At 45.6% G+C, this 25,146-nt stretch carries 22 protein-coding genes; 1 reads left to right on the forward strand and 21 read right to left on the reverse strand.

Features of this window, described 5'->3' with window-relative positions; translation table 11 throughout:
* Positions 1-12 precede the first annotated feature (12 nt).
* From P364_RS0112055 to metH, 15 genes are all read right to left on the reverse strand, one after another.
* Complete coding sequence (locus P364_RS0112055) at positions 13-2,079, reverse strand: hypothetical protein (protein ID WP_024630376.1); 2,067 nt, start codon at positions 2,077-2,079, stop codon at positions 13-15.
* Entirely contained in the window at positions 2,069-3,895 is a 1,827-nt protein-coding gene (locus P364_RS0112060; RefSeq protein WP_024630377.1) for an ATPase, T2SS/T4P/T4SS family, read from the reverse strand. The genes P364_RS0112055 and P364_RS0112060 overlap by 11 nt, the downstream gene beginning before the upstream one ends.
* 7 nt (positions 3,896-3,902) lie before the next feature.
* Positions 3,903-4,733, reverse strand: coding sequence for a ParA family protein (locus tag P364_RS0112065; RefSeq protein WP_024630378.1), 831 nt, complete (start codon positions 4,731-4,733; stop codon positions 3,903-3,905).
* Positions 4,730-5,443 (reverse strand): hypothetical protein, encoded by a 714-nt coding sequence (locus P364_RS0112070; RefSeq protein WP_024630379.1) that lies wholly within the window; start codon positions 5,441-5,443, stop codon positions 4,730-4,732. Before P364_RS0112070 ends, P364_RS0112065 begins: the two co-directional genes overlap by 4 nt.
* Positions 5,444-5,514: 71 nt before the next feature.
* Entirely contained in the window at positions 5,515-6,537 is a 1,023-nt protein-coding gene (locus tag P364_RS0112075; RefSeq protein ID WP_024630380.1) for an SAF domain-containing protein, read from the reverse strand.
* Between the two features lie 26 nt (positions 6,538-6,563).
* Entirely contained in the window at positions 6,564-8,042 is a 1,479-nt protein-coding gene (locus P364_RS0112080) for a serine/threonine protein kinase (RefSeq protein ID WP_024630381.1), read from the reverse strand.
* Positions 8,043-8,222: 180 nt separating this feature from the next.
* A complete protein-coding gene (locus P364_RS0112085) occupies positions 8,223-9,272 on the reverse strand; it encodes an SAM-dependent methyltransferase (protein ID WP_024630382.1) in 1,050 nt (349 codons plus the stop codon).
* Positions 9,273-9,278: 6 nt separating this feature from the next.
* Entirely contained in the window at positions 9,279-10,058 is a 780-nt protein-coding gene (locus P364_RS0112090; protein WP_024630383.1) for an ABC transporter ATP-binding protein, read from the reverse strand.
* On the reverse strand, positions 10,055-10,372 hold the full coding sequence (locus P364_RS0112095) for a thioredoxin family protein (protein WP_024630384.1): 318 nt from the start codon (positions 10,370-10,372) through the stop codon (positions 10,055-10,057). The genes P364_RS0112090 and P364_RS0112095 overlap by 4 nt, the downstream gene beginning before the upstream one ends.
* Positions 10,372-10,710, reverse strand: coding sequence for a cyclic-phosphate processing receiver domain-containing protein (locus P364_RS0112100; RefSeq protein WP_024630385.1), 339 nt, complete (start codon positions 10,708-10,710; stop codon positions 10,372-10,374). The genes P364_RS0112095 and P364_RS0112100 overlap by 1 nt, the downstream gene beginning before the upstream one ends.
* 20 nt (positions 10,711-10,730) lie before the next feature.
* On the reverse strand, positions 10,731-11,579 hold the full coding sequence (locus P364_RS0112105) for a deoxyribonuclease IV (RefSeq protein WP_024630386.1): 849 nt from the start codon (positions 11,577-11,579) through the stop codon (positions 10,731-10,733).
* Positions 11,569-12,390, reverse strand: coding sequence for an Fpg/Nei family DNA glycosylase (locus P364_RS0112110; protein ID WP_024630387.1), 822 nt, complete (start codon positions 12,388-12,390; stop codon positions 11,569-11,571). Before P364_RS0112110 ends, P364_RS0112105 begins: the two co-directional genes overlap by 11 nt.
* A 7-nt stretch (positions 12,391-12,397) precedes the next feature.
* Positions 12,398-13,207 (reverse strand): TIGR01457 family HAD-type hydrolase, encoded by an 810-nt coding sequence (locus tag P364_RS0112115; RefSeq protein WP_024630388.1) that lies wholly within the window; start codon positions 13,205-13,207, stop codon positions 12,398-12,400.
* A 355-nt stretch (positions 13,208-13,562) separates the two neighbouring features.
* On the reverse strand, positions 13,563-14,504 hold the full coding sequence (gene rnz, locus P364_RS0112120; protein ID WP_024630389.1) for a ribonuclease Z: 942 nt from the start codon (positions 14,502-14,504) through the stop codon (positions 13,563-13,565).
* Positions 14,505-14,578: 74 nt separating this feature from the next.
* The gene (gene metH / locus P364_RS0112125) at positions 14,579-18,019 is read right to left on the reverse strand and encodes a methionine synthase (RefSeq protein WP_024630390.1); all 3,441 of its coding nucleotides are present in this window, start codon (positions 18,017-18,019) and stop codon (positions 14,579-14,581) included.
* Positions 18,020-18,198: 179 nt separating this feature from the next.
* On the opposite strand from metH, the gene P364_RS0112130 reads away from it, so the two are divergent.
* Positions 18,199-18,744, forward strand: coding sequence for a cupin domain-containing protein (locus P364_RS0112130; RefSeq protein WP_024630391.1), 546 nt, complete (start codon positions 18,199-18,201; stop codon positions 18,742-18,744).
* Between the two features lie 90 nt (positions 18,745-18,834).
* Here the strand turns inward: P364_RS0112130 and P364_RS0112135 are convergent, their stop codons facing one another.
* The 6 genes from P364_RS0112135 to P364_RS0112160 form a co-directional block, all read right to left on the reverse strand.
* Complete coding sequence (locus P364_RS0112135) at positions 18,835-19,509, reverse strand: GntR family transcriptional regulator (protein WP_024630392.1); 675 nt, start codon at positions 19,507-19,509, stop codon at positions 18,835-18,837.
* Positions 19,510-19,614: 105 nt separating this feature from the next.
* On the reverse strand, positions 19,615-21,246 hold the full coding sequence (locus P364_RS0112140; protein WP_024630393.1) for an ABC transporter substrate-binding protein: 1,632 nt from the start codon (positions 21,244-21,246) through the stop codon (positions 19,615-19,617).
* A gap of 69 nt (positions 21,247-21,315) precedes the next feature.
* Positions 21,316-22,185, reverse strand: a complete 870-nt coding sequence (locus P364_RS0112145) for a carbohydrate ABC transporter permease (RefSeq protein WP_024630394.1) — start codon at positions 22,183-22,185, stop codon at positions 21,316-21,318.
* 12 nt (positions 22,186-22,197) lie between these two features.
* A complete protein-coding gene (locus P364_RS0112150; RefSeq protein ID WP_373456214.1) occupies positions 22,198-23,127 on the reverse strand; it encodes an ABC transporter permease in 930 nt (309 codons plus the stop codon).
* A gap of 577 nt (positions 23,128-23,704) precedes the next feature.
* Entirely contained in the window at positions 23,705-24,511 is an 807-nt protein-coding gene (locus P364_RS0112155) for an HAD family hydrolase (RefSeq protein ID WP_024630396.1), read from the reverse strand.
* Positions 24,512-24,539: 28 nt separating this feature from the next.
* A complete protein-coding gene (locus P364_RS0112160; protein WP_024630397.1) occupies positions 24,540-25,052 on the reverse strand; it encodes a hypothetical protein in 513 nt (170 codons plus the stop codon).
* Positions 25,053-25,146: the final 94 nt, after the last annotated feature.

Consider the following 25,146-nt stretch of genomic DNA (forward strand, 5'->3'; position numbering starts at 1 on the left):
CGTACATGATCGTTACAGTTTCTGAATCTGTTCATAATAAATGTTCATTTGCAGGAAACTCATACCTACCAACGGAATGACCAGATAGAGAAAGATCAGGGCATACATCGGTGTAAATCCGATCATTCTTCCCCAGGATGCTTTGATATCAATCATCTTGGTATATTCCTGCTTACGTTGTTCAAAATAAAAGGCCATCATGCTATCCAGATCGTCAAAAGCTTCCCGAATTGAAATTTTCCCGAGTGCAAGTTGCAGTTTCTCCACCAGACGCTGAAATTCAGGCAAACCTGCTTCCTCTTTTAATTGTTCAAGTGCATGCTCCGGCCCATGTTCAAAATGCAACAAACATTTTTGCAGCGGCCTTTTGAAAATGACTGCAAAGCGATTGAGCCATTCCAACATCTCCTCGACAGACATACGGTCCATTTCCCGCAAGATCGAGATCACCGTCTGAAACTGATAGATTTCATGTTTCATGTCCATACTGCGCATCTTGCGCTGGAACAGCATGAGCCAGATCGGCATGTGATAACCCGCTATACCTATCACCATCGCAATAATTAACTCCCACCAGTGAAGGTACTGCTTGTTGTATACTTCCAGCTTCTGCAGGATGCGTGCAATAGTTTCATTCTGTGTATCATGATCCAGTTGCACGGGATTCATGGACTGCAATGCATTGGAGACTTCATCATAAGTTGCTCCACGCTTCATTTCGATGCTTTCAAGTACTGCTTGATCCAAGCTTGTCTTTTCCGTAGCCTGCTTCAGTTCCGCCTCTCCCATCGCGCCAAACATCCGGTCATCTCTCACAGGATCATGTAAGATATGACTTCGTTCAACCTGATGCAGCAGAAAGACGCAGCCAATGGTCAGGACAAAACAGCTTGCAAATAACATCAGCCTTCGTATTGCAAGCCATTCATATTTCAGTTCCGAACTGCTTTCCCGCATTAGTCTTACGGTTTGACTATAGTTGGTACTACCAGGTTTGGCCGCGAACAACATCGCGACTTTACGGATGAATGTCTGCTTGTATAAGAACTGATCAATCCTGGAGTGTTTGCGCCCGGTCCGATATCGGGTTTCATCATATTGCTGCAGTCTTTGCAAAAGCAAGTAGGCAAGTATGATAATGACATAGATTGAAATTTTGGTAACAAACCCGATTTTGCTGCGATAGAATTCATCCATAGTCGGAAAACTTCCTCTGGCCCAGCGTTCAATTGGAGCTGTGAACAGAACGGGGGCGAGGGCAATGATATTTAACCCTTTTAACAGATAGTCCAATTTGTCCCGCCGCAAAATCTCCAGATGAATTTCCTGCGTCAGATTCCCCAGACCTTTCAAGTAAATCGAACCCTGTGCTCTGTCTTTATCCCCGAACTCCATCACCATATATGAAATACCGGCAAAACCCTTAAGAAAACGATTAGGTGCAATCTCATAGTAACGTTCCAAAGCTTCGTTCGGGTCCGGAGAAGTCAATGCTTCATAGATCAACAGCACTTGCTCCGCAGCCTCTCCTTTACCTGCTTCAGCTGCTTCATACAGTGCTTCCTCTACCATTCCATGCTGATGATACCGATGCCTCACGTCGGCAAACAGATCCAGCATCTGTACCAACAGTCGCTTCTCCATACGATTCAGACACATATCCAGCACAAGACTGTTCAGAACTACAGCGCAAAGTACAGACAATATGACAAAGGCGATACCCGGCTGCATAAGGAACAGGATTACACTGATGCTCCCGTATCCTGCGAAAATAATTAGAACCACACTCATCGTCATTCGTCTTAATGCTGGTTCGTCGCCAACATGTCGATATGAGATTCGTTTCTGTACTTGTAAAATATAAACAGAGAGCAGCGGCACTTTCATGCCCCAGCGATAAGACTGTAGCAGGAACGTTCCCCACCGCACCGTACGATTTCCGTTCAGTGTAGCGATCCCTATGGATTTACTAGCAGTATCACCTCCTCTATGACGTAACAGATTCAGTACAAGTAGCGTGATTAGCAGACCACCTGCACATATCGCCAGCACCAAAAGAAGAACTAACTTAACGGTCATAGGGTTCACCCCAATATTGCTTGATGAATTGTTCGAACAGCGCAGCGTCCTGTAGTGTCATCTGATCCCGAATATCTGTGATACTGCCATTTGAGATTGGAGCTGTGACGACGTAATTGCCATCCCTGTACTCGACTACATTGCGAAACGTAAAACCCGCCCGTTCTTCAACGCTGTCTCCTTTATTCGCACGTGGCAGACATTCCGTGATTCGTTCTATATATCTTCGACCCTCAGCATCCTTCTTCATATGTACATCGAAATTAATGACGCTAACTACTTGCTCCTCAGCAATATGTTCATGCTGGAACATACCTGTTTTGAGCAGTGAATTGCGGAGGGAGAAGACCAGATCACGGAACGTTTTGGCATGATGGGTAAACAGGGTGAACAGACTGGCAACCTGGGACATCTGAATCATCCAGGCAGCAACTTCGTCACTTGCAACCTCACCGAGAATGTTAACAGTACCATCCGTCTTTTTCTGTAAATCCAATCCTTGTTGACCTGAAATGTGCTCCGTCTCCCGGAAGCTTAGAATGTTACGACGACTGTATATACGCCGCAGCTGCAGCTCGAAAGCCATCTCCTGTACACGCAGCGTATAGGAAGCGTAAATATGCTTCACCATTGCCATAAGCAGCGTCGTTTTACCCGACCCCTGTGCACCAGTTACAGCTGTTATTCGACTGCCTTTCATCAAATATTGCAGCAAAGTAATGGGCAGATCTGCGTTGTTTCCGGTAATCAACTGCTCCAGTGAAGCATTGGGAATATCGAATTTCCGGACAAAGAATGCCCATGATTCGGCAAAGGGAGGTCGGACAACAACGACACGTGATCCGTCCTTCATCTCGTTCACTTTGTACCCATTCGCTTCCGAAAGCTGTCCCGGATAGTTGTATTTATAAATATTTTGACATACCCTCTTCAGTTCACGGATACTGCCAAATGACAGGAAGGACATATGAATAGACTTACCTTTATAGAAGATCCAGACACTTTCCATTCCGCTAAGTGGTTCTTCGAGGGGAGCATCTTCAAGTCCATCCTCCAACAGATCGTTCCACGAAGCTGGCTGTCGTAGCCCCATATCCTGAACTGCATCCAGCATGCCGCTAACACCACCACTAACACCATCTATCCGTTGATCTCTTATTTCATCAACAACCGAGAAACCTTTATAATGTTGATAGATGCGTTGAACAATGATATCTGTTTTTTCTCTAAATCCAAGCTCTCTATACTCACACTCAAACACATATCGGATGTCCTCTTCGGAGATATAATAACTCCCTCCGTCATCTGCACTTTCATCCAGCCTCAGTCTGCCAAGGTCATAAGTATCAATCATGCGCGACAAGGCATCGACACCGAATTGCTGCCGATATAGATAAAACACGATTTCGAATTGATCCTGAATCGTCAGTAACTCCGTTTCTCCAAAATAAATGACCTCATCGATATTTGACTTGTTCAGTCCTATGCTGCGAGTGAGCAGATCACCGATCAGATTTTTGACATACGTTTTGTCACTGATGCTTCCTGATACACAACCTTTAAGAGCCTTGCGCATCTCTGCGCGCTGATTGATTCTTCGACGATATTCTTCTTCATGCAACCCGGCATCAGCAAGTTGGCTATGACTAAGCTCATGAAGTGAGGTCTTTACTTTCTCTGTCAGCACTTCAATCGTGAAGGATTCTCGCTCAGGAGCACGGCTATTCTTTTCACGATAAGAAGCTCTATATTTGAACCAAACATATGCAAGACATAACAGCAAAATTAATATTAACCATAGGGAATTCCAGAGCATCGGAGGTTCAGGCTCCCCTTTCCAACCTCTTTAGTACGGTACGCATTCCTGCGCCGTCCATAATGAGGCGAGCGAGTTCAGCCATACTTGCGGCAAAGCTCCCTTTACGAATGTGTTTATGGTTGCTAAGACCTTCCAACTGCAAGTACGCGGCCGCATCACGACGATTGAAGGCATCCAGAAATCCGGTGGTATACGGTAACACCGATATCGAACCCTTGTATCGAAAACGCCGACGAATATTGGTAATGGTTGCGCGTGAATGTGGATCATACTTATTCAGTACGACATGCAGCTTCTGATCACTCATACTCTCAGGTCTGATCTTTTCAAAAAAATGCTCCAGGTCCCTCATATTTTGATTCAGGTTCACCACAACATAGTCAGCTTGATCCAGCAGAATCTGAGCACTTGTGCCTGCGCGGTCTGCATCCAGCAGAACGAGATCATAGTATTCATTGGCTACATCCAGCAGCCTTTTTAATGTCTCCACATGCTCTTGAGAGGTACGCTCCAACCTGTTAATTCTGCCAGTCAATAAATCCAGACGGTCTTTAAGGAGTGGTTTCGTATAATCTCTCAAATTATGCTTGTTCAGGCTCCCGCTTATATGCAGCCGTTCTACAGCATCCCATCCCCCCTCCTCAAATGTGAATACTGAACCCATGTCCTCTATTTCTTTGGGTGGAAGGGCAGCTTCCGTGCTGCTCCCGACTGGACCTGTATTTACGAGCAAAATTCTTGTCCTATATTGAAGTGCCATCGCATAGGCACCGATTAACGCACTTGAGGTGCTGCCTGTTCCTGAAAAAGGACTCCAAAACGTAATGGTGCTCATGCCCTCATCCTTTCTGCTTCTTTCATGGCCCGGCGACTCTGGACATTTTCCCACCCGGTCAACTGCTCCACTAATCTGCATAGCGATTTTTTATAGTTCCGTGACAATGGCCCCAAGCGAATTCGACGATGGTGCTCGTTTTCCAGTTTGACTGCCGCAGTCAGTTCATCCCAAGGCAACATTAGCGATTCACCTGTCCATACAAACGGACTACCTTCCAGATATGCCCACAAATATCGAGCTTCCAGTTTGCAATCAACAGCATTGATCAAGATGCGCTGAAACGGCAGTTCTGCTGGCAGGGACTGCTCTTCCAGCAACCGATTAAGCCAGCCTTTGCCCCGTTCCAGATTGTAGCGTTCATAATCACTGACCCAGACACGGATATCTGCCGTGAGCCATAGATCACGGGATGCAAAGTGGGATGTTTCCATGTCGTAAAGAACGTAATCATAGGTCTCCAATTTCTCGCCACTTGCTTCAAGATGGCTCTCAACCGCTGTTGAAGTTACGAATTGACAGGCGATATCAAAACCTTCAAACTCTGTAATACGCAGAGATTGCTGACTTTCACCTACACCATATCCATATTTCTGCTGTAATGTTCCATCAACAAGCAAGACACGTTTACCGGAGGCTGCCAGTATTTTGCAAAGGTACAGCATCAGGTCATTCTTCTCACATAGCCCGGCAAAAATCCATGTTTGCATAGCTATCAAAGCCTCCTTAAAGTTCCAATACTCACTGTTATATGAATTATTAATCGATTTCCCTGCATATTTTACTCTCCGCCCGTCAGCAAGCTCTTCTGCTCATCCGCACTCGAAGCTGACGCTGAACCATTATCGCTCCCATTGCCTGTCGTTCCTGCGTTGCCTGAACCATCATTCCAGATGACACCATCCGCAGAAGAAGAGTTATTCGCTCCAGGACGGTTATTGTAAGAGACAGAGGATTGTGCAACATCCTGCTCCACGCCTTGGGATGGCGCTGACATGGATGCGGCGAGTGAGCTTTCTAGCGAACTCCGTACTTGCCGTGCTAACTCCACTTCAGCCCGACGCACTAGATTAGGATCACTCTCCAGCAGTTTTAACACTTCATTGTTGGCAGGATATGTCGGGATCGCTGGGGTCTGGAACTGTGGTTCTACATAGGTTAAGGCATAGATTGAAGCTTTATGTAAATAGGCATCTACAATTGCACTTGAAAGGGACAGGATTTCCTCCTCTGTCATCGTAATCCATAGGGTAGCTGCATTTAATCTTTCGACTTTCTTTTTGGACAGGAGAATGTAGTCTTGACCCGTTGGAAACTGAATACGAATATCAATGTTATCTCCTTTGACGAGTGAAGATGGCAATAAAACGACCTGTAGTTCACGGTTTCTTAAATCCGGCGGTGCCGGGCTATCCTCGTACACCATTTCAGTCGTAATGGCTGTTCCTTTTTTTAATTCTATTTTTGCCACTTGACCATCCATCTGCTTGGAGCTGGACCACAAATTCCTTGGTGCCTGTGCATCCGGAACTGCAATGAGTTTGATGTCCTCAGGCAATATCGGCTCCCCTGCTTCAACATCCCGTACGGTCACCCATCCCTGTGCCCCTGAGTTCCACTGTTGCATCAATTCAGCTTCTTTTTGTTCATAAGCTGACGAGTAACGGGCCTCCACTTCAGACCTCGTATCACTCATGGTTTTGACATTGTAAATGACATATGCCCCAAACAATAGACCAATCGCTCCCGCTCCCGTCAGTCCAGCATAGATCAGTTGACGGCTTTGTTTTCTTAATTTAGACAAAAGAGGCTCTCCTTTCGCAATCTCTTCTAATCATGTACTCTTTTTCTTGCAAAAAATGAACGTTTCTTGGGAAGCTGCCCCATCATATGAGTCAGAATATGAGCAAAAACCTTATCCATCTGAGGTTCGCGATCAAAGGGATCAATATGTAAGGGCAAACCGTAGACACTGGAAGTGTCCAACGTTTTGCGCATGCGCTGAACGGCATCAGCAGATGCAAGCGGCAGGCAGTAGATCCATTTGTCTCTCGGGTACCGGTTGTGAGAACGGACAAAAGATCCAATCTCAGCCTGCCTCCATTCCGCACCGGAACCTATAACAATGGGCAGATCGGCTCTGAGAAACTCTTCGAGACGGTTCTGGTCCTGACCACTGCCCAGATCCATTATAATGAACTGATAGCTACCACCTAGCAAAGACAGGATGTCTGCGCGTCCTGATTGTTTCCAGTAGTGCACACCATCCACGGCAAACTGTCTGCCTGCTGGCACGGGTTTACCGGCATGCGCCACTTGTTGAATTCGTGCAAACGATTGAGAACGTGGCGACATCTCGATTATGGCCACTTTGAAGTTCTGCCGCTCCAGATAGTGACTGATGGCTATGGCCGTATGCGTAACCCCAACTCCGGATGATGCGCCTGTCAAAGCAATTACTCTTGTCCCTCCGCTTATCGTCACCGTTGTTTCTGAACCACCAGCCGCTATTCCCGGTCTGCGCAGCAGTTCTTTACGAACTTCATCAGCAGATTGAAAGCGCTCATTCGGATTCAGTCGCAGCAACCTTCTCGCAACAGGAATATAGGTACGTGGAACATCACTGCGAATGGAACTTTCTACTCCCTGAATCCATTCCGTATAAGCTCCACATGTCATGAGATAGAGCAGCAATGCTCCAAGCCCATACAGATCAGAACGGGCATCCGTCTGTCCCGAACCATATTGCTCCGGTGCAGCGAATCCGGCTGTCCCCAATTTAACCGTGTCATCGACGCTTTGTGCTTTATAACTCCGTGCTATCCCAAAATCAATCAGTCTGACTTCATGTTCCGGTGTAATCATAATGTTGGATGGTTTCAAATCCCTATAGATGACGGGTGGGTCCAGACTGTGCAAATAACTTAGTACATCCAGCAGCTGAAGCGCAAACTCCGTCATATGTTCAAGCGGAATCTTCCCGCGACATTGCTTGAAATAGTCACTGAGAGTCAATCCCTCAATGTATTCCATCACAAGATACGTATACCCGTGCTCATCCGGGACAAAAAAATCTACAATTTGCGGCAATCTGGGATGCCGCAGAGAGGTCAGGAGAGCAGCTTCCGACTCCATACTGCCCTCGTATGGCAATGCCGTCACGCTTTCTTTGATCGCCCAGGTTTTGCCAGGCAACTTCAAATCCTCTGCTTCATATACATGGCTCATTCCACCCGAACCGAGAATGGACACGATACGGTATCTTGCTCCCAGCAGGCTTCCACGCTCTAGCCTGGCCGGATGTCTCATATAGACTCCTCCTTGTATGCATAACAAAAAAGGGAAAGCTTCACCGAAGCGGAACAGACCGGATATCCGGACTCGTTCACTTCGGGATGCTTTCCCTCAACTTGTTATGGTTAATATTGGTATCATTATAGTATAGGCAATTAGGTATTGTAAAGCATAAAATTTAATGCCATTAATGACTTAATACTTAATCATATATAACGTGATTTCTTCACGGTTGTGAAACAACTGTTTGGAGCGTTGAATCTGCATCCGTGAGCGTTCAAATGTGTCGATGACTTCTTTAATCAGCGCAAGCGGCTTTTTGTGCAGTAACTTCACTGTCACAACCGCTGTTCCCCCCGACTGGAGGCTGTATAACAGGTCCGATATCAGACGGCTCATCAGTTTGGGACTCCAGCTCATGTCACATACGAGCAGATCAAATTCCCCTTCGCGGAAGCGTACATCACCTGCATTTTTTTTCAAAAAGGTCAGCTTGGGCGATTCCAACAGAGTCGCATCCATCTTGGCCGGATCAACAGCTGTAACTTCGAGTCCGCGTTCAAGCAGGAAAGAGGTCCAACCACCAGGTGCAGCACCAATATCCAATGCTTTGTGGAAAGAAGTAAAGTCGATACCAAACGTCTGCTCCGCTTCAAGCAATTTAAATTTGGCCCGCGAGATTTGCCCCTCTTCCTTCTGAAAACGAACGGCTCCACCACTCCAGTCCGACAGATTTTGATCAGGTCTGGAGACGCCGGCATATAACATGTCATTTGCAACGAAGACAGATATAACATGATCCGCATCACGGACAACCCACTCACAGCCAAGGTCATCCAGCTTCTCGGTCAGCAGTTGTTTCAAAGAAACAGCGTTCTCCTGCCAGAAGGACCCTTCGGTTTTACGAACTTGTAATGTAACTTTAGTACCTGTTAACTCGGTATGATTCAGTACAAATGAAATCAATTTTTCCATCGCTTGCGCTGAATCTTCGGTATTTTCCTGAAATTGAACAGGTTGAATATGACGTAAAAACGTCGGGTTTTCTTGCAACAGCTTAATCGCTACCTCTTCTTCCGCGATCGGAAGACCGGCAAGCAGAATTTCACCCGGTACGAGTACCGTGCTCTTGACTGCACCAAACGTGCGGCGCAATTCCTCTTGAGCATATGGCGCAAAGCCATGGTTGGCTGTACAAATAAAACGGGAAAAGTCTCCTTCACCCCAAGATGACTGTGTACTCAAAATGTGTTACCCTCCAGAATGTACGCGGATCCAGGGACGTCCATCATGCCACTGGATATCAACCGGAACATCGTACGTATACTTAATTGTATCTTGTGTTAAAACTTCATGCTTGAGACCTGCCGCAGCAATACGTCCATCACGGATCAAGGCCACATGTGTGAATAATGGTACGATCTCCTCGACGTGATGCGTCACATAAACGACAGTAATATTACGCTTACGTAGTCGATCAATTTCAGCCAACATTTTCTCGCGTTCGTATAAATCAAGTCCGGCACAAGGCTCGTCCATAATCAGCAATTTGGGATCTGCCATCAGTGAACGAGCCAGCATTACTTTTTTGCGCTCTCCTTGAGAAAGGGTGCCGAGTGGATGATTAGCCAGCTTGGCAAAGCCCATTTCATCAAGCAGGTTCATCGCTTTGGCCTTCACATCATCCGGAATCGTTTGATAGAAACGTAAAAAGGCATAAGCGCCTGTTGCAACAACTTCCCACACCGGATCCCGAAGTGTAAGTTTCTCAATCAATGTTTGGCTGATATAACCAATCTCTTTCCGAACCTCCCGAACATCACATTGTCCATACAGGTTACCCAGTACCTCAATGCGCCCCTGACTCGGAAACATATACCCATTCATCATTTCCAGCAGCGTGGTTTTACCTGAACCATTGCGCCCGAGAATCACCCAATGCTCGCCTTCTTTAACATGCAGATGGACGTCATCCAGAATCTGATTGTCTTCTCGTCTAAGAGAGACATGCTCCATCGAGATTACACTCATTTTAGAACCGCCTTCCGGATTTCTCCTAACAGATGCTCGACAGAGTTCATCCGATAGACCATTTTTGGTACATCATGTTCTCCATTAAAAAGCATAACCGCAGGGACGCTCGAAATCTGAAATTGCTGCACAAGTTCCGGGATATCGTGAATATTCATCTCGGTCAAAATCCCTTCGGGCAGCAAATGTTCGGCGATTTCAAGCATTCGACGTGCCGCCGCGCAAGTTCCGCATAACGGGGTATAGATAAATACAGCCTGAGGCATGCCTTCCCATACGCCGCGCATTAACATTTTGGTCGTAATCGGTTTCATCAGCTTTGTTCTCCCGCAGCAACACGAAGCATAACCTCACCCGACATCGGACCATTATGAATGGTGACAGAGTCTGGTTTATTACTGTACAACAATTCGTACATTTGACGTTTGCCATACATGCTGGACGTGTGCAAATAGATCTGGCGCGGAAATAAACCTTCCCGAACGATTGATGCAGCAACTTCACCGCCATTCGGCGAATCCGGACCCAGTTCATAATCCAGGGATAAAATATCCACGTCACCTTCTCTAAGCAGCATCAGGCATTCTTCTGCATTGGTAGCCAGAACAAACCCTTTCGGACATGCCCGGTAATCATCCAAAAAAACATGCATTACAATCGCTCCTCTCCCAATTAAAGCCAGGAACGCATGAGCTCAATGTCACCACGGTGTGTTCCATCTTCGCCTGATTCGGTCTCCAGCACAACTACAGCTTGCTGAAATTCAGGCGCACATAACAGTTCCTGCATCGCTTTTGTTCCTATATAACCCTGTCCAATCCGTGCATGTCTGTCCTTGCATGAACCGGAAGGATATTTCGAATCATTAAAGTGAACAGCCGCAAGAGCATCCCAGTATCCCAGCAGTCTGCCTTTCTCCAGCATCGATGCCTCATTGCCAGTCGTCCACATGCCTGAAGCAAAAGCATGACACGTGTCAAAGCAAAAAGCAATATGTTCGGGAAACCGGCTTAACTTGCGAATCTGTATCAATTCTTCCATCGTCGTTCCCATCGGGCCATGATCTCCAGCCTGATTTTCAAGCAGAACCTTAGCCTGTCCATCCCAATCTGCTAATGCGGTATCCAGACAGGTTATGAGATTCTGATATCCTTCAAGTGGTTCATTGCTCTTGATATGTCCAAAGTGAACTACAGTTCCTACTGAACCGCAGGCATCCGCAATATGCAGATCATTTTGTATTGATGCAATGGTTGCATGAAAACCCGCCTCTCCCCGGGTTTTGCCCAAAGCCGGATTCGTGGGATAGGGTGAGTGGGCAACGGAAGCCATCCCCTGCTTCTCACACCAATCCCTGCACTGTTCAGCATCCTTGATATCCAGATCTTTCAGACCAAGGCTTCGCGGGTTCTTCGGAAAATACTGAAATGCCGTAGCCCCGATATCATATGCCCGCCTGGCTGCCTGAAGAAATCCGCCTTTGGTGCTGACATGTGCCCCGATTCCGCTGTTAGGCCTCATGCTGGCAATCCGGACAGAAGAAAGCCTTCTTGCCCGTAATTTCCACACGCGCTATCGTTCCCCCACAGCGAGGGCAAGTTTCCCCTTCACGATCATATACCGAGCACTGCTCATCAAAGCTTCCCGTCTTGGTATCTCCCTGCATCAACGGCATTTCCATATAACCGCCTTCCAATGCAGCTTCCCGCAACACGGATTGTACAGAATGGAACAAACGCGCTGTGAGTTCAGGTGAAGCAGCAATATTTTGCGTCTTGGAGCTTGGTCTCAGACCTGCTGCAAATGCAATCTCATCCGAATAACAATTTCCGATGCCTGCAATAATGTGCTGGTTGACCAGCGTAGTTTTGAGTGTACCCCGGCGTCCTTTCAACAGGGCAGCAAAACGTTCTGCATTCATGCGCCGATCAAGCGGTTCAGGTCCAAGGTCAGACATGGCCTCTTCCGTCTCTTTGGAAGTAAGCAGATGCAGATAGCCTAAACGAAGCCCAATAAAGAACAACGTGTATTCTCCAAACTGAATCTCCACTTGAGTGGAACGATCAGGACGTTCAGCTTCCGTGCCCCAGAAAATCATTCCGCCCAGCATCAGGTGCAGGACAAGCCGCTTACCATTAGCCAGATGAAAGATCAGATGTTTGGCCCGGCGCTCTACAAATATGATACGATTGCCTGTCAGTTCACGGGTGAACACATCAGGATCAGTATTAATCGACTTTTCACGGTTAACCACCACACCAGTAATGGGCAAATCAAGTATTTTCTCGGACAGCAAGGTCCGGTAGTTTTCCATTTCCGGTAATTCCGGCATCGTACATCTACCCCTTCTTGGATGCTTGGCCTGTCGTCTGCGACAGCCACTCAATCAGTTTATGCAAATCTTCAAACACATGATCAGGACGAACCTTGGTCGCCTGAATGTGGCTATCCATATTGTCCCGTGTCGTTATTCCGGTAAGAACCAGTAGGGTCTCGCATCCTGCTGCTGCCCCTGCCGCAATATCTGTACGCATATTGTCTCCGATTACAGCAACTTCATCAGACTTTAAGTTCAATCGGCTAATGGCCGACTTCATAATAATACTTGACGGTTTGCCAATGACAGTAGGATGAACTCCGGTTGCAGCTTCTATCGCTGCCCCGATCGTTCCTGCTCCCGGTGTAAGTCCATCATCAGAAGGAAGCTGCAAATCCGGATTGGTCATGACAAATTTAGAGCCGCCGTTGATCCAGCGAAGCGCATTGGTCAATTTCTGATAGGAAAATTCACGATCAATTCCTTGGATAACGTATTCAGGCTCATCATCTGTTCGTTTAAGCCCTGCAGCTTCAATCGCTTGCAGCAGCCCTTCTTCTCCGATACAAGCCACTTTCGCACCTGGAGTCTCTTTAGCCACGTATTCCGCAGCCGCCACCGCAGAAGTACATACCTGCGACGCCTCGGCGGGGATTCCCATTCCGTTGAGATGATCTGCCACGCCTTGAGGTGTACGTGAAGAATTATTAGTCACAAACAAATAAGGCATGCCTTGTTCATTCAATGTCCGAATAAGCTTATCGGCTCCTTCAATACGATGTCTGCCATGATAGAGCGTACCATCCAGGTCAATCAGATAGGCCTTAATCATATACAGCACTTCCTTTCTTTATCCCATTAACATTTCATGCCCTTAACTATTTGTCTCGAACTTCAATGCTAACCTATGTATACAGTAGTGCAAAAAGATGGAATGCTCGCATCTGCACGCAACACGTCGAACCAAATCGAATACGGACGTCTGGCCTCGCGCGCCTTCTGTACAAGCTTGTCATTTCCTGCGCTTTCCCGGAAAATAATATGAATCATTTCCCTGTTTATATTGCCCATCCTACACGCTTTCCGGCCAGATTGCAAAAGGGACCTCGGGAATAACTTCCCCTCAGTCCCGTGCAATTAAGAGCTTCTTCTCCGGTCGTGTTTTGCTGTTTTGCTTGGCACATCCACTAATAAGACTCATCCTTGCAGTGAACTACTGGAATCAGTTCATGTTCAATCGCAAGTTTCGTATTCGGGAATATCGACTGTGCCTCCTCCAGCAGGGGCTGCAACTGGTCTTCATCTTTGTAGCGAGAGCTAAAGTGGGTCATGATCAGCTGTCCTGCATGTGCCGCTCTCGCCGCCTCAGCCGCTTGCTTCGAAGTACTATGATAGTACTCATGAGCCGTATCAGCCAAATCATGCAAAAACGTAGCTTCGTGTACAAGCACATCGGCATTTAGGGCAAGAGGCTGTACATTCTCACATGGACGTGTATCACCCAAAATGGTAATCACCATCCCACGCTTTGGTGCTCCCAGTACATCTTTTGGCCGAAGCGAGTCTCCGTTGTCGAGGGTAATGGTTTCTCCCCTCTTCAAGCGACCAAATAGCGGTCCTGGCTTCAAACCGTACTCAGCCATTTTCGCTGGATCCAGACTGCCTGGACGATCCTTTTCGGTAATCCGATACCCATAACTGTCAATACGGTGCTCCAGCAATGCCGATTCCACAATAAAGCTCTCATCTTCAAAAAGCACTCCGCCTGTATGTTCCACAATGCTTAGATCATAGTTGAGACGTGATTGGCTTAGCTCCATGGTTGTCATAATCATTCGCTCAGTTCCTGGTGGACCATACACCGTTAACGGTGTAGTGCCGCCTTGATATGCTCTGCTGGAGAGCAGACCTGGAAGTCCGAATACATGATCTCCATGTAAATGGGTTATAAATATTTTCTCCAGTTTGCTCAATTTAAGCGGAGAACTTAAAATCTGATGCTGGGTTCCTTCCCCGCAGTCAAACAACCACAATGCTCTGCGCTCATCCAACATGCGCAGCCCTATGGAAGTTACATTCCGCTGAAGCGTAGGTACACCAGCGTTAGTTCCCAGGAAATATAGTTCCACTCTGGATCGCACCTCTTTCTGCTGCCAGCAAAAAGCCTCCGACAATGCGGAGGGCTTTGCCTGACCTTTTACTTTTATGCCTTATCGACGTTAAAATACTTCGCTTGCGGATGGCTGAACACCATCGCCGATACGGAAGCTTCCGGTTCCATCATGAAACCTTCAGTCAGTTCCACACCAATATCCTCAGGCTGTAATAGTTTAAACAGTGGCCCTTGGTCTTCCAAATCGGGACATGCCGGATATCCAAATGATACCCTTATTCCCTGATAGCGTGCTCCATGACGTTGCTTCATAGTCATCTGTGCTGGGTCCGGGAATCCCCAGATATCTCTCATCATATGATGGACCCGCTCCGCTAATCCCTCTGCTACTTCAAGCGCTACGGATTGTAAAGCATGTGAACGGAGATAATCACCCTTCTCCTTCCATGCCGTCGATAATTCTCGTACACCATGCCCGGCAGTTACGACCATGAAACCAACGTAATCCATTTGTCCGGATTCCACTGGCTTCAAGAAGTCGGACAGGCACAAGAATGGTTCGACTTTTTGACGCGGGAACGTGAATGTGTGCAAGATATTATTGGTATTCTCAGGGTCATAGATGATGACACTGTTACCACTGGACTGAGCCGGGAAGAAACGATACATAGCGTGCGCCTGAATAATCCCGTCACGCACAGCCTCCTGCATAATATCATCCACGACTGCTTTCAGATCAGTGGCTTTCTGATCACCCGAAGCAAGCAGCTGCTCTACTGAGCCACGCAAACCCAGATGGTGTCCGAGCAGCATCTGCATGTTCACATACGGTAATATGTGGGATAGCGGATAGTTCCGCATAACATGTCGTTCCAGATCCGGTGGAACGAGAACCGGGTTGTCTATTGCGATATCCGAACGCTCTACCCGGGTAAGCTCGGGAAGTGATGTAACGGTTTCTGCACCAGCGGCGTCCGCCTCTTTTTCAGCGTCCATCTCCAGTTGCATCACTTGACGCGTGCTTGGGTTCATCAGCTTGTTGGCCAGATCCAGGCCATCCATCGCATCTTTTGCATATACAACCATTCCGTTATATTCCGGGCGTATACGATTTTTGGTGAATTTGCGTGTCAATGCCGCTCCACCAACCATAATAGGTACGTCAATACCTGCTGTGCGCAAGTCCTGAGCTGTAAGAATCATCTGTTGCGCCGATTTTACCAACAGACCGGATAGACCGATTGCATCGACTTTTTCTTCTCTGTACGCCTCGATAATTCGCTCTGGTGGTACTTTTATACCCAAATTAATGATTCGGTAACCGTTATTGGAAAGGATGATTTCCACCAGGTTTTTGCCGATGTCGTGTACATCGCCTTTGACCGTCGCTAGAATAATCTTTCCTTTAACTGACGTCTCGTTCTTCTCCATGAACTGTTCCAAATAAGCTACCGAAGCCTTCATGACTTCCGCGCTCTGTAGTACCTCTGCTACGATCAGCTCATTGTTGTTAAACAGTCGCCCTACTTCTTCCATTCCCCGCATCAGCGGGCCATTGATTACTTCAAGGGCTGTATATTTGGTGAGAGCCTGCTCCAGATCGGGCAGCAAGCCTTCCTTGCTTCCTTCAACAACATATGAAGCGAGACGTTCTTCCAACGACAGGTTCGAAATTTTTTCTTTTTTCTCAACCTTTTTGTTACGGAACGCCGCTACAAAAGCAGCCAAAGTTTGGTCATTCGTATTATATAACAGCTCTTCCGAAAGTCTGCGCTCTTCCTCTGGAATGGACGCATAACGCTCCAGCTTCTCTGTGTTAACGATGGCATAATCGAGACCTGCTTTGGTACACTCATACAAAAATACAGAGTTTAGCACTTCACGTCCTGCTTCAGGCAATCCAAATGAAATGTTACTGATCCCTAGTATCGTATGACATTCAGGCATCGCTTCTTTAATGACACGAATACCTTCAATGGTTTCTTTAGCCGAACCTATATATTGTTCATCACCCGTACCTACCGGAAACACCAGGGTATCAAAAATCAGGTCTTCGGCTTTTAATCCATATTTGTTCACCAGCAAATCGTAAGATCGCTTCGCTACCTCCAGCTTGTCCTCACGACTAATGGCCTGACCGCGTTCATCAATCGTTCCGACAACGACAGCACCGCCATATTTATGCAACAACGGAGTGACCAGCTCGAACTTTTCCTCGCCATCCTCAAGGTTAATGGAGTTAATTATTGCTTTACCTTGAGAGTATTGAAGTGCCAGGTCAATGACGGCTGCATCTGTCGTATCGATCATAAGTGGCACCTTTACTTTTTTGACAACAAGTTCAAGGAACTTCTCCATGTCTTCGGCTTCTTCACGGTCCGGGTCCTGAACACAAACATCGACAACATGTGCCCCATTTTTCACCTGAGCCCGGGCAATTTCCGACGCTTCTTCATATTTGCCTTCAACAATAAGGCGCTTGAATTTGCGGGATCCAAGAACGTTCGTTCGTTCACCAACCATGTATGGACGATTGTCCTGTTCAACATAGACTGGATCGATCCCGGACAATGCTGGTGGATGTGTTCCGTTCATTTCTCTTGGAGGATACTTGGAAAGCGTATCACGCATGGCGCGAATATGTGCAGGTGTTGTTCCACAACAGCCACCCGCGATGTTCAACCAGCCCTGCTCGGCAAAAGCACCGATCTTCTGTGCTAGCGAATCAGGAGATTCATGATAATTACCGTTCTCATCTGGAAGACCTGCGTTGGGATAACAACTTACCGCAACTGAAGCCATCCCGGAAAGCGAGCGAATATGGTCACGCATGAATTCCGGACCTGTAGCACAGTTTAGTCCCACTGAAATTGGGTTAAGGTGTTCTAAGGATATATAAAAAGACTCAATATTTTGACCAGCGAGGGTAGTACCCATCGGTTCAATCGTTCCTGAAATCATCAAAGGAAGCTTGATACCACTTTGCTCGAATGCTTGCTGAATCCCAATGCTGCCTGCTTTTACATTAAGCGTATCTTGTGAGGTTTCAAGCAGCAGCGCATCAACGCCTCCCTCAATTAAAGCAAGCGCTTGCTCGAAATAACTGTCGATGAGCTCCTGAAACGTTACCCCACCTGTTACAGACAGTGTTTTGGTTGTAGGTCCCATGGCACCTACCACATAACGCGGAGACTCCGGTGTCGAGAATCGATCCACAGCAGCTTTTGCAATCCTTGCTGCTTCGAGGTTGATTTCACGTGCACGGTCCTGAATGTCGTATTCAGCAAGTACAACAGACGTTGCACCAAACGTATTCGTTTCAATTAAATCAGCACCGGCTTCCAGATATTCCTCATGAATGCGCTGGATCAACTCTGGACGTGTAAGTACAAGCATTTCATTACATCCGTCCAGGTCTTCTCCGCCAAAATCTGCGTCTGTGAGATCAACCTGTTGAATCATGGTCCCCATTGCACCGTCGAGGATCAATATTCGTTGTTTTAATGCATCATGTAGGCTAAGCTTATCCAATATCGTCACCTCCGCAAAACGTTAAATCTTAGTTTAACAGAAACTAACTTAATGTGAAAGATCGGGATTAATCAGTCCCATAGCGGGTTTAAGTGAAGGCGGGACGAATTTGCGAATCGACAAAAACAGAGGAATCCGATATAATATCAATTAAACCAAGTGGAAAAGAGGGAAAGAACATGGCTGAGATTGTAATCCGAAATACGAACGAACGTATCACTGGAGACGAAAATGTTCGAAATTTCTTAAACAAATATGATGTATTATATGAAAACTGGGACGCTTCCAAATTAAATACGGATCTGCAAAACAACTTTGGACTCACGGATGAACAAAAAGAAGAAGTACTCAAAACATATGACTATGAAATCAGAGATTTGGCTGCACGTCGCGGGTACCAAATCTGGGATGTAATCACGTTGTCTGAACAAACACCAGATATTGAAGAAAAGCTTGCCAAGTTCGAAGAAATTCATACTCATGCTGAAGATGAAATCCGTGCCATTGTAGCTGGCAAAGGAATTTTTGTCATCAAAGCAACAGATGATGTAGGCTACTTTAATGTTGAATTGTCTCCTGGAGACGTAATCTCGGTTCCTGAGAACACACCACACTTCTTCACATTAATGGAGAACAAACAAATCATTGCCGTGCGTCTGTTCATTGAAAAAGATGGCTGGATTGCAGATCCTTACCCGGATCCAACGTTTATCAAACAAGCATAATAAAGCGAATTTCTATCCTTTGCTCAACAAACCCCTGTTCATTTCGAACAGGGGTTTCTGCATTTGGAGATAGTATACAACATCCGAGCTCTATATAAAATAATGCGGATATTTTGCTTTCATCTTCTCTTGTTCCACAACAACAAGTCTGAGATGAGCTTCCATAACCTTAACAGCTCGATCGGTCTCACGTTCCGTGATAAGCCGGTATATTTCTTTGTGTTGTGAAATAATAACCTCTGCATCGGAATCTTCAGACAAGCGTAATAAACGAAGGCGATTAAAAGGAATATTAAGCTGCTGCAGCATTTTCCATGTTCTCATTTTTCCTGTGCCCTGAAACAATATCTGATGAAACTCTTCATCCAGTTCAAAAAGACGATAGAAATTATTCTTCCCTATACATACTTCCTGCATGGCAATATTGGTTTCAAGTCTGAATCTGAATTCTTCAGGAAAAGCTGCACACGCCAGAGTGACGATTTCCTTCTCCATCTTCTCTCTCATAAATCGGCCTTCTTCAACGTGCTCCAGATTAATATGGGAGACAATGGTCCCGCTCTGTGGAATGATATCCAGTAATTCCTCTTCGGCAAGCTTCATGAATGCTTCACGTACTGGCGTTCTGCTTACTTGCAATTCATCTGCAATTTCCTTCTCGGAAATCTTGGTACCAGGCTCAAGTTCAAGGTGCAGAATTCGTTCCTTTATCAGATTGTATGAATAAGCCCGGGTTGAACCTCTAATCTTTTGATTAAGTGACATTCCTTAACCTCTTCCTCTCAGCCGTATTCATCCATCTTAGCACAATTTGCCGCTCCACTAAAATTCCCTCAGTGAAATTGCAATTGGGCAGACTTCAGTTTACAACTATTGTTGCTTGTTTTCTTTGTACTTCTTGTAGGTGTCATTGGCAAGCTGCATATACTGAGGCAAGCCTTGGCTCTCCAGCTCTTTTACGAACGCATCAAACTCAGTAAGTTTACGTTCACCCAAAATAAATTTAAGCGTATTTTGATCTGAGAAATCCTTAAGTGGTGTGCTAAGCAGCGTCACTTGTTCCCGATCGATATCCGAGTAAGGAATGGGCGGCTCAGCAGGAACAACTTCTTTGGTATCTTTCATATCCTGCTGGAATTTCAGTTCTTCCTCGCTAAACATGGATTGCAATAAATCAGTCGTTCCGCCATAGGCAAACACACCACCGGAGAATCCGTACTCGATGCGCAAGTCCTTCGTGCCTTTTGGATTCAATCCGTTATAGTTCACATCATCGGCCAACTTCCGAACGCCATCCTGTTTGGTGAAGGTTTCGCCCTCAACACCCCATTTGGCAAATTCCTGACCTTCATCACTATAGTATAACCAGTCAATAAATTGCAGGATTGCTTTAAAATTTTCGTTATCCTTAACTTTCCCGGAAATCATAACACCGTTTTCAAGTCTGGAACCCGACATCAGTTGACCCTTTGGACCACCCGGAACCGTAATTTTGGCGATGGAGAAGTTCCCTTCTCCCAACGTTTTGTTCATGTCGTTGCGATGAAGCACTACTGTTTGCGAGTTACCATTAATAATGAAAGATTTTCCAGAAACAAATTTTTGGATAGCCTGATCATCGTCCTGGGTGAAGCTTTCTTTATCCAGCAGCCCCTCCGAGACAAGCTTGTTAAAGTAAGTTAACATTTCCTTGTATTCTGGGGTGGTCGATGTGTATACAAATTCATCCTGATCTTCTTTGTACGTTAAACCGTTTCCAAATCCCCATCCCGCTTTCGTTCCAAAACTGGTAGCAGCAATATTTAATGTACTGTTAAACTGGAAACGATCCGAGAAAGGAACTGAATCTGGATAAATTTCTTTCAGCTTCTTGGCTGCAGCATACAATTCGTCCCATGTCTTCGGAATGGCAATGTTATTTTTCTCAAAAATATCCGTTCTCACAATAAGGGTATAATCCGGCCAAACCTCTTCGTGCAGACCTGGAAGTACATAATATTTTCCATCTTCTTGTCGAAGACCCTCAAGCTCATCCTGAAGTCCCCATTTCTCTACTTTGTCCTTGAAATTGGGCATCAAATCAACGTAGTCACTCACTGGTAAAATCGCACCCGAGGATACAAAAGCAGATTCTTCACCCGGATAGGTTTTCGGAATAACCAGCGGGGCATCTCCTGAGCTAATCAAAAGGGATCTTTTCTGGGAATAGTCACTCATTGGAACGATAGTAGGCTCCAGCGTGACTCCGGTTTTTTCCGTGATTTTTTGGAAGAGAAGCCAATCCTTTTTGTACGGGTATGCTGGCTGGTCACTGTAAAGAATAGACAGATTAAATGGTTCAGTGGCTTTGAAGGTTTCTCCTACACCATAGGATTCCATGGCTCCCTTGGATTCTGGCTCGACTTTTTCTCCACCAGCTCCGCTGCTACATGCTGCCAGAACGACACTCATCATTGTTGCCAATACCAACTTGCCTACCAGCTTACGTGGTCTCTGTTTCATTCAATTCTCCCCCTGAATGTGGTTTAGATTGGCCTTGCAATCAAGATGTTGAACTATATTAGGTCAGGATTACTGCTTAACAGATCCCAACATGATACCGGTTACAAAGTACCGTTGAACAAAAGGATAAATCGTTAAAATAGGCAAAATGGTGAGTACCATGGTGACCGATTTGATATTTGCAGAAATTTGAGTCAGATTATCGGCTGAAGCACCAGCCGAAGCACCACCGGTTGCACCTGCAATCATGTTGCGCAAGTAGATCGTAACCGGGAACAGTTCCTTTTTGTCGAGATACAGGAAGGCTGGAAACCAGGAGTTCCAGTGTCCCACAGCGTAGAACAGAACCATCGTAGCCATGACAGCTTTACTCAGCGGTAGAATGATCCGTAACAAAATGCCATACGTATTCAGACCGTCGATAGCTGCCGCTTCTTCAAGCTCCTCAGGCATATTTTCGAAAAATGATTTCATAATTAACATGTTATAAATGCTGATTGCGCCAGGCACAACCAATGCCCACATCGTATTATTGAAGCCCAGGGAGTTAATCAGGACGTAGTTAGGAATCAGGCCGCCACTGAAAAACATCGTGAAGACCGCGAACATGGTCAAAAACTTTCGTCCCATTAATCTCTTCTTGGATAAGGCATAAGCGAAAATGGTCGTCATGAACATGGAAATTAACGTACCTACAACGGTATATATAATTGTATTTTTATAGTTGGTCCAGAACATGCTGTCTCGAGATATGGTCTTGTAGGTTTCTACATTAAACCCCCTTGGGATAATGCTAACCTTGCCTGAATTGATATAAGCCTCGCTACTGAAGGATTGGGCCACGACATTCAAAAACGGATAGAGCGTGATGAACACCACAAGCAGCAAAAAGATGGCGTTGAATACTTTGAATACTTTGTATGATTTTGATTCCAGCATATTGCTCCTCCTTTACCACAAGCTTCGTTGTGTCAGTCTGCGTGAAATTGCATTAACCGAGAATACCAGGATCAGTCCAATAATGGATTCGAACAAACCAATGGCGGTAGCATAACTGAAATTGCTGGACTGCAAACCTACCCGGTACAGATACGTGGAAATCACGTCAGATGTCTCGTAGATCAGCGGATTGTAAAGGAGCAAAATTTTCTCAAATCCAACCGCAAGGAAATTTCCCATGTTCAAAATCAGCAATGTAACGATCGTTGGCAAAATGCCCGGTATGGTTATGTGGATGGTTTGCTTCCATCGGTTCGCACCATCGATCCGTGCTGCCTCATACAAAGAATCATCAATTGTTGTCAATGCAGCCAAATAAAGAATCGCTCCCCACCCCATACCTTGCCAAACCTCAGAGGTGATATAAATCGTTCTAAACCATTCCGCTCGCTGCATGAAAGGAATACTGTCTCCGGTGAAAAAAGAAACCATTCCGTTAATTGAGCCATTGACTGCCGTTAATTGCAGAATCATTCCGGCAACGATAACGATGGACAGGAAGTGCGGAAGATAAGAAGCGGTCTGCACAAACTTTTTGAAACGTTTGCTTTTTACCTCATTCAGCAGCAATGCAAAAATGATCGGAACTGGGAAGGTGAACAGTAGCGCGAGTCCACCGAGCATAAGTGTGTTTCCAAATACCTTCCAAAAGGTTGGGTCTTGGATAAACATCTGAAAATACCTGAATCCTACCCACGTCTCCCCGAAAATACTGCCTCCTGGTACAAATCGTCTAAATGCGATTACATTTCCGAGCATTGGCCCGTATTTGAAAATGATAAGATAGATAATTGGAAGAATTAACAGTGAGTATAATTGCCAATCTTTACGAAGCAGAGCTGCAGCCGTTCTTAACCTGCTTTCTTTACGTAAAGAAGTCATCGTTAGTGTGGTTTTAGCGGTTTCCGACTCCATATGTTATTTCACTCCGATCCTTAGCTTGATAAACTAAAAGCGTTTTCGATCATTTCTCATCATCTCTTCTTTTCGTAGAAGACAAGTAATCAGATGAACTTCACCCCCACAGCAGAATAAATTAAAGAGATAATGTAAGCGATATCAATTTTGGGAATCCCTAGAGGTATCCCTCGTTTAAGATGCTTACTGTCATTTGGTACTTCATGTTGCCCGTTTATTTCCAGAATTAATAGGTTTCCCTCAACTATGTAAAGCGCTTACAACGAATATAAAATAATAGCGAATAACCCCCGCTTCCACTTCATTCAAGTAAGTCAACAGATATTCGCTGCTTTCATTCGCATACTAGTCATACTAGTATGTTAGTTATATTCTAAATCAGCAGTTCTATAATTTCAATAACTTTTAGTGAAAAATTTTAAATTACGTTAATACGGTATAGTTTTAGCTGTCCCAAAACAAAAAACATTGTGAGGTTTCATGGATGAAGTACATCTCATGAAACCTTACAATGTTTGGACAGAACACAAAAAGATCCGATTTATGATGCACTAATAGAGAATTCAGCAATAATGCGTTCCAATTCGGATAAATGCTTGATTTCATGGTCAGGCACATACGATTCGGTATTCACTTTATTCTCACGGTTAATCCAAACAGACTGAATGCCTGCAGACAAAGCTCCACGAATATCAGTCGTAAGCTTATCTCCAACCATCATGCTCTCCTCAGGCTGTACTCCCAGCTTACTCAATGCGTGCTCGAAAATCGAAGGGTCAGGTTTTCCTTTACCGAACGAACCCGAAATAATAATTTCGTCAAAAAAAGGAGCTAATTCAGGAACACCATCAAGTTTCTCTTGTTGCAACGCAGGACAGCCGTTGGTTAAAAGCAAAAGCTTGAACTTCCCTTGTAGATGACTTAATGTTTCCAGCGTTTCTTCATAGACATGGGGTCTCGATCTCCGCTCTGCCCCAAATTGTGAGGCAAGTCTTTCCGCCAGATCTTCACGATCAACACCAAGCTTTAACAAGCCACGACGCCATGACTCTTTACGATATGCAGGTGCAAGCTGCTCAAGCTGGCGAAACTCCGGCTGATCCCCACCCGTGAAGTTAGCCCAAAGACCTTCAAACGGGTTGATCCCAATCATTTTGGTAAACGAAAAAGTTTCATAGGACTCATATAGATTACGTGCCTCATTACGAACAGCTTCTTCAAGGTCTTCAGGTTTAACTCCAGTCTCTTGCGCTGCGATCAGGCAAGTCTCATGAAAGGCCTCTCGAACACTGCGCTCATCCCACAGCAAAGTATCATCCAGGTCGAACAAAATCGCTTTTAACGCCATTTCGGTCATCTTCCCCTTTATGCAATAATTACTTTTTCTCGTAAGTTTCCACGGTGATTTGATGTGCTTTGGCGAATTTTAGAAGACGTTCAGTAATTGCATCGGTATCATAACGATTGAGTAGCTTGGTAAACACCCATCTCTTACCTCGTGCATTATGCTCAATCACAACTGTACCTGGCTCAATTCTGAATTTCACGATATCGTCAACTCCAATTGAACGCTCACGATTGCCCTTTGTCGTCAAAATCCGGTTAGTTCCTATTTTGACATAAGGACGACGGAGCATGAAGATGACTGCCAAAAATACATACAGCAACATGGTCACCCAGTCCCAGGTGGTCATCGGCGCTTTAACAAGAAACGTACTCATAAAGAGGTACAGGAATGCTAGTCCGATCAGAAAAATAGGAAACAGAAGGCTGCGTCCTTTGAATACGTCCTCACCTGGTGTACCGGAAACCGGTTGACCGCTTTTTTTACGTTGTTGATTCAACTGCTTAGAATTTTTCCGAACCGTTCTCTCGAACGAACGCGACATGAGAATCCCCCTTAGATGTTCTTTGTATCGGCTTACATAAATGTAAACCAACATTTCCCCCTATAATTTGCAACCTCTAGATAACAGGAAGAAA

The organism is Paenibacillus sp. MAEPY2 (assembly GCF_000499205.1).
Lineage (GTDB): Bacteria > Bacillota > Bacilli > Paenibacillales > Paenibacillaceae > Paenibacillus > Paenibacillus vandeheii.